The organism is Chitinophaga sp., assembly GCF_036569185.1.
GTDB lineage: Bacteria > Bacteroidota > Bacteroidia > Chitinophagales > Chitinophagaceae > Chitinophaga.
Window position 1 is genome coordinate 22,700 of record NZ_DATCRD010000226.1, and the last position, 6,139, is coordinate 28,838.

The following is a 6,139-nucleotide window of genomic DNA, read 5'->3' on the forward strand; positions in this document are numbered from 1 at the left end:
GAAGGTCATCACTCTAATTATTCTTTACTATTTCATACGCTTGTACATGTCCAGGTACCGCTGTGCGGAACTGTCCCAGGAATTATCAATGTTCATGCCTCTTAATCGTACTTCGTCCAGGTGGCCGGAGTCGCGGTACAATTCGATGGCGCGCTTTATGGAGTAACAAACATCCCAAACGCTGGCCTGGTTAAAACGGATGCCTACGCCATCCTTGTCGCCGAAGTCGATGACCGTATCTTTCAATCCGCCGGTACTACGTACTACCGGAACGGTTCCATAACGCAGGGCATACATCTGGTTAAGGCCGCAGGGCTCCACCCTGGAGGGCATTAACAGGAAATCGCTGCCGGCATATATCTGATGGGATAACGATTCGTCGTACCCGATATGTACATTAAAGCCATAGCTTACTACGGCGCGGGTTTGTTGCAATGACCATTCAATATGGGGCTCCCCGCTCCCCAATACGAGGAAATTTACTTCGCCTGCCAGTTCATGCAGGGTTCTGCCGATTATTTCCGGCAGGAGGTCGGCCCCTTTATCGCCTACCAGGCGGCCTATAAAGGAGATCAGCGGTAAGGAAGCGTCCAGCCCGAAGCGTTCGCACAGGAGCTGCTTATTTTCTTTTTTCCCGGTACTTACCGTATCTGTATCATAATTGAGCGATAACATCCGGTCGGTGGAAGGATCCCATACCACATTATCAATTCCGTTCAGGATGCCTACCATTTTCGCCCTTTCCTGGTTGATGAGCGCTTCCAGGCCATTGGCATTGGAGTACAGTTCCTCCAGGTAGCCCGGCGACACGGTAGTGACACGCCAAACGCATTTAATAGCGGATGCCAGCGGGTTAATAGCCCCGCCCCAGTCGAGCATACCGGATTTCCACAGGTCGAATGACGGGATCAGGTAAAGTTTATCCCAGCCAAACTGGCCCTGGTACTGTGCATTATGTATGGTAAGCGCTGTAGGAATGCTTTTCAGCCGCTCATATTTATAACCGTAGTTCAGCAGGAACGGGATTAACCCGGTGTGATGGTCGTGGCAATGGATCACATCCGGCTGATGCTGCCATTCGTTGATCCAGTCCAGCACGGCGATCTGGAAGGCCAGGAACCGCTCTGTATCATTAGGGTAACCGTAAACACCGGGGGTATCCAGCAAACCGGGAATGTCAACCAGGTACAGGTCGAACCCCAGCTCATTGCTGCGTTCCTTTATAACGTTAAAGTGGTACCAGTTGTGCCCCAGCCACATACCGGCCTGGTGTACCACGTCAAATTCGTGGGTGTGGTAATACTTATTCCTGTAGGCCGGTATCACTACTTTGGCAAAATTGCCTAGCTGGTGCTGGTATTTGGGCAATGCCCCTACCACATCACCTAGTCCACCTACTTTGGCTACCGGGTAACATTCCGCGCTGATGTGTAAAATCTCCATGCTGTTAAGTTGATAATTTAAGTTAAACTGGAAAAACAAGAAAACAAAGACTTCGCTATGATTTTTTATGATTATTATGATAATCCCCGCCGGTGGTCACATGAGCCGCTGTGATCCTTTATATTTGTAACAGTAATTGTTATGTGTTTCACCTCTAAATGCTGAATGCTCATGGATTTTGGCCGCGTTCCCGAAGATATGCTCATGGACATTGATTTTAAGTTGCCCGCAGAACCTGTTTTCAACAAAAAGGTGCTGAAAGGCAAACCCGTGAAAAAGCCGCAGGCCTGGCTCGGATGCGCCAAGTGGGGCCGCAAGGAGTGGATCGGGAAAATATATCCCAAAGGCACAAAGGAATCCGCCTTCCTGGGCGAATATGTAAAACATTTCAACAGCATTGAGCTGAACGCCACCCATTACCAGATCTATGGCCCGGAAACCATTGCCAAATGGGATGAAAAAGCAAAGGGCATGGATTTTAAATTCTGCCCCAAAGTACCACAGGCGATCAGTCATTTCAGCAACCTGGTAAGCTCCGGGCCTAAAACCACCGCTTTCCTGGAAGGGGTACTGGCCTTTGGTAAACACCTGGGGCCCATCTTTTTACAATTGAGTGATAAATATGGCCCGGCCAAACGGGAATACCTATACGAGTATCTTGCTTCTTTGCCTACTGACCTGCAGTTTTTCGTGGAATTACGACATAAAGAATGGTATGAGAATGAAGCCATAAGACTGGAATTATACGAAAAGCTCAATAAACTCAACGTGGGCCTTATTATTACTGATACCGCCGGCAGGCGGGATGTAGCGCATATGCACCTCACCATCCCGAAAGTGTTTATCCGCTTTGTAGGCAACAGCCTGCATCCAACGGATTATACGCGGATCGACGACTGGGCCAACCGCATCAAATACTGGCTGGACAATGGTTTGAAGGAACTGTACTTTTTTATGCACATGCACGATGAAGCCACTTCGCCAGAACTGGCCGTGTATATGATCGATAAGCTGGAAGCCGTTTGCGGGATAGACGTAAAAAAGCCCCAATTTGTAAAAGAATAGCGCTTTTTTTTACGAATACATTACAAGGGGTGAAAAAGACGGACTGAAATATTAATTTCGCCCTCTCAAAACAGGTTTTTACCATGATGCGCGAAAAGCTGGAACAATTGGCCGGGAAACTGGAAGGCACGCTTTATACAGATGATACCATGCGGACACTCTATGCCACCGATGCGTCGGCATACCGTGAAATGCCGCTGGCAGTAGCTATTCCGCAGCATATCGACGATCTTAAAACACTGATCAGTTTTGCGCGTGAAAATAAAACATCCCTGATACCCCGTACCGCCGGTACTTCGCTGGCCGGGCAGGTAGTAGGAAACGGGATCATTACAGACGTATCCCGCACTTTTACCAAAATACTGGAATTTAATAAAGAAGAAGGATGGGTACGTGTTCAACCCGGCGTTATCCGCGATGAACTGAACATGTTCCTGAAACCGCACGGGTTCTATTTTGGCCCGGAAACGTCCACCGCTAACCGCGCCATGATAGGCGGTATGGTGGGCAACAACTCCTGCGGCTCCAACTCCGTAGTATATGGCAGCACCCGCGAACACCTCCTGGAGGTGAAAGCCCTGCTCAGCAACGGCGAAGAGGTGACCTTTGGCAGCCTGGACATTGAAGCCTTTCACCGGAAATGCGAGGGCCCCGATACGCTGGAAACCCGGATTTATAAACAGATCCGCTCCACCCTGAGTAACCACAGCTACCAGGAGGAGATCAGGAAAGAATTTCCGAAAAAAAGCATACCCCGCCGCAATACAGGCTACGCCGTGGATATGCTGCTGGAAACAAATCCATTTACCGCCGGTACGGAAGATTTTAACTTCTGTAAACTGATTGCCGGCTCCGAAGGGACCCTGGCTTTTCTTACAGAAATAAAACTGCATGTAGACCCGCTTCCTCCAAAGGAAACCGGCCTGCTCTGCATACATTTTAATAATGTAGATGAATCACTGCGGGCCAATGTGCTGGTAATGGATTACAAACCCAGCGCCAGTGAACTGATCGACCACTACATCCTGGAATGTACCAAGGACAACATTGAACAAAGCAAGAACCGTTTTTTTGTACAGGGAGATCCCGGCGCTATCCTGGTGGTGGAGTTTTGCCGTAATACCCGGGAAGAGATCATTGAAATTGCCGGCAGGCTGGAAGCCACCCTGCGGGCAGCCGGACTGGGATATCATTTCCCCCTGCTGTTTGGCAACGATACAAAAAAAATATGGGCGCTCCGCAAAGCCGGTCTGGGCCTGCTCAGCAACCTTCCCGGCGATGAAAAGGCCGTGCCGGTAATAGAAGATACCGCCGTAGCTGTGGAAGACCTGCCCGATTTTATCCGCGACTTCAACGATATACTGGCGCAATACAAATTATACGCGGTGCACTACGCACATGCGGGCAGCGGTGAAATCCACCTCCGTCCCATCATCAACCTGAAAACAGAAGAAGGAAATTTACTGTTCCGTAAAATCGCAGAAGAGATTGCCACCCTCGTAAAAAAATACCATGGCTCCCTCAGTGGAGAACATGGCGACGGCAGGCTCAGGGGCGAGTTTATTAAACAGATGGTGGGCGACAAAAACTATGAACTGCTGCGCCAGATCAAGTATACCTGGGACCCGGAAAACATTTTCAATCCCAACAAAATTGTAGACACACCATCCATGAACACGATGCTGCGCTACAAACCAGGGCAAAAAGCGCCGGAGCTGAAAACCATTTTTCATTTCCCGGAGCAAACCATGCTGCAACATGCAGAGCAGTGCAACGGTTCAGGCGACTGCCGTAAAACGCAGCTGAGCGGAGGCACCATGTGCCCCAGCTACATGGCCACCCGCAATGAAAAGGATACTACCCGCGCCAGGGCCAACATTCTCCGCGAATTCCTTACCAACAGCAACAAAGAAAACCGCTTCGATCATAAAGAAATTTATGACGTACTGGATCTTTGCCTGGCATGTAAAGGTTGTAAATCTGAATGCCCTTCCAATGTGGATATGGCCAAGCTGAAAATGGAATTCCTGCAGCACTATCATGATGCCAACGGGGTACCGCTGCGCGCCAACATGATCGGCAACTTCTCCAAATTATCAGGACTGGCGGCCATTGCACCGGGTGTTTATAACGCCATGGTCAACAACTCCTTTACCGGTGGCATCATCCGCAAATTTGCAGGCTTCGCCGCCAAACGCTCATTGCCTGGTCTTCACAGCATCACCTTACGGAAATGGTTCTACGAAAAATGGCCGAAAGAAAAACAAGGCGCTGCGGGCAGTAAAAAAGTATACCTTTTCTGCGACGAGTTCACCAACTATAACGATACCACCATCGGTATCAAAGCCGTACAACTGTTGCACCGCCTGGGTTACGATGTTCAGATGGCGGAGCACCCGGAAAGCGCACGCGCTTATATGTCGAAAGGATTATTGCGCAAAGCGCGTGAATATGCCGACCGGAATGTTCGTATATTCAGTGACGTTATTAATGAAAATGTACCTTTGCTTGGCGTAGAACCATCTGCCATACTGAGTTTCCGCGATGAGTACCCCGACCTCGTAAGCGAAGGGCTGCGCGACAAAGCCAAGGCGCTGGCAAAAAATGTATTCCTCATCGATGAGTTTATTGCTGCGGAAGCCGATAAAGGACACATCACTTCAAAACAGTTTACTACAGCAAAACAACATATTAAACTACATGGGCATTGCCAGCAAAAAGCGTTATCTTCTGCCCTGCACAGCCAGAAGATGCTTTCACTGCCGCAGAATTATTCCGTGGAAGTAATTCCTTCCGGTTGCTGCGGTATGGCCGGCTCTTTCGGTTATGAAAAAGAGCATTACGACCTGAGCATGCAGATAGGCGAACTGGTCTTATTCCCGGCAGTGCGCAATGCAGCAGAGGGCACGCTCATCGCTGCACCAGGCACCAGTTGCCGCCACCAGGTAAAAGACGGTACCGGCGTTAAAGCCCTGCACCCGGTGGAGATTCTCTACAGCAGCCTGGTGTAGCGGAGGGGATCGCCTTCGGCGATTGTCTTGGAACACTGATTACGCTGATTACACTGATTTGTTTGATTTTATTTTTTGATTTTATAAACGATGATTTTAATGGATTTGGGGAGATCAAAGCGGATATTTTCGCTTTGATCTCCCCAAATCCATTAAAATCAAAAATGATCAATCAAATTAATCAGTTTAATCATCATAATCCTGAGTCAGACAAAATCCGCGCTATACTTTGCCTACGTAGAGTTTTGTTTCGTAGTGGAACTTCACCATGCCCTGCTCCTTATATTTCTGGAACAGGTCTTCCAGGGCATGCATCATGGGTGTGTACGATGGATGGCCTTCTTCGGGGACATAGGAGGAAGAAAGCAATCTTCCTTTCAGCGCAGCAAAATCAAACAGCTGGGCGTTCTGGAACACTTTTTCCTGCATGGTGCCGGATTGAAAAAAGGAAGATAACTGTGACGCCCCTACGTTTCTGTGCTGCATATCCTTATAGTCCGTACCATATTGATGCAGGAGTTTTTCATATCCTTTTTCAAATGGCAGTTCCGCCTGGCGAACGTTCCACATCAATACTACCCAGGCTTCCTTCCGGCTTATACGACGGAATTCTGCGGCGG

General features: G+C 48.9%; 3 protein-coding genes and 1 pseudogene. 2 read left to right on the top strand and 2 right to left on the bottom strand.

Annotation, left to right across the window (positions count from 1 at the left end; translation table 11 throughout):
• Positions 1-27: 27 nt before the first annotated feature.
• Positions 28-1,443 (bottom strand): glycogen/starch synthase, encoded by a 1,416-nt coding sequence (locus tag VIM72_RS16940; RefSeq protein ID WP_332004015.1) that lies wholly within the window; start codon positions 1,441-1,443, stop codon positions 28-30.
• Positions 1,444-1,614: 171 nt separating this feature from the next.
• Here VIM72_RS16940 and VIM72_RS16945 point away from each other — a divergent pair, with 171 nt between their 5' ends.
• Together VIM72_RS16945 and VIM72_RS16950 are read left to right on the top strand one after the other, a co-directional pair.
• The gene (locus VIM72_RS16945) at positions 1,615-2,508 is read left to right on the top strand and encodes a DUF72 domain-containing protein (RefSeq protein WP_332004016.1); all 894 of its coding nucleotides are present in this window, start codon (positions 1,615-1,617) and stop codon (positions 2,506-2,508) included.
• Positions 2,509-2,591: 83 nt separating this feature from the next.
• Positions 2,592-5,519, top strand: a complete 2,928-nt coding sequence (locus VIM72_RS16950; RefSeq protein ID WP_332004017.1) for an FAD-binding and (Fe-S)-binding domain-containing protein — start codon at positions 2,592-2,594, stop codon at positions 5,517-5,519.
• A gap of 222 nt (positions 5,520-5,741) precedes the next feature.
• On the opposite strand, the pseudogene VIM72_RS16955 reads toward VIM72_RS16950, so the two are convergent.
• Positions 5,742-6,139: pseudogene (locus tag VIM72_RS16955) on the bottom strand (class I SAM-dependent methyltransferase); the annotation flags it as partial.

Bases quoted from the DNA above. Each gene is read 5' to 3' on its own strand.
- VIM72_RS16940 (WP_332004015.1), bottom strand. From the start codon at position 1,443: ATGGAGATTTTACACATCAGCGCGGAATGTTACCCGGTAGCCAAAGTA.
- VIM72_RS16945 (WP_332004016.1), top strand. From the start codon at position 1,615: ATGGATTTTGGCCGCGTTCCCGAAGATATGCTCATGGACATTGATTTT.
- VIM72_RS16950 (WP_332004017.1), top strand. From the start codon at position 2,592: ATGATGCGCGAAAAGCTGGAACAATTGGCCGGGAAACTGGAAGGCACG.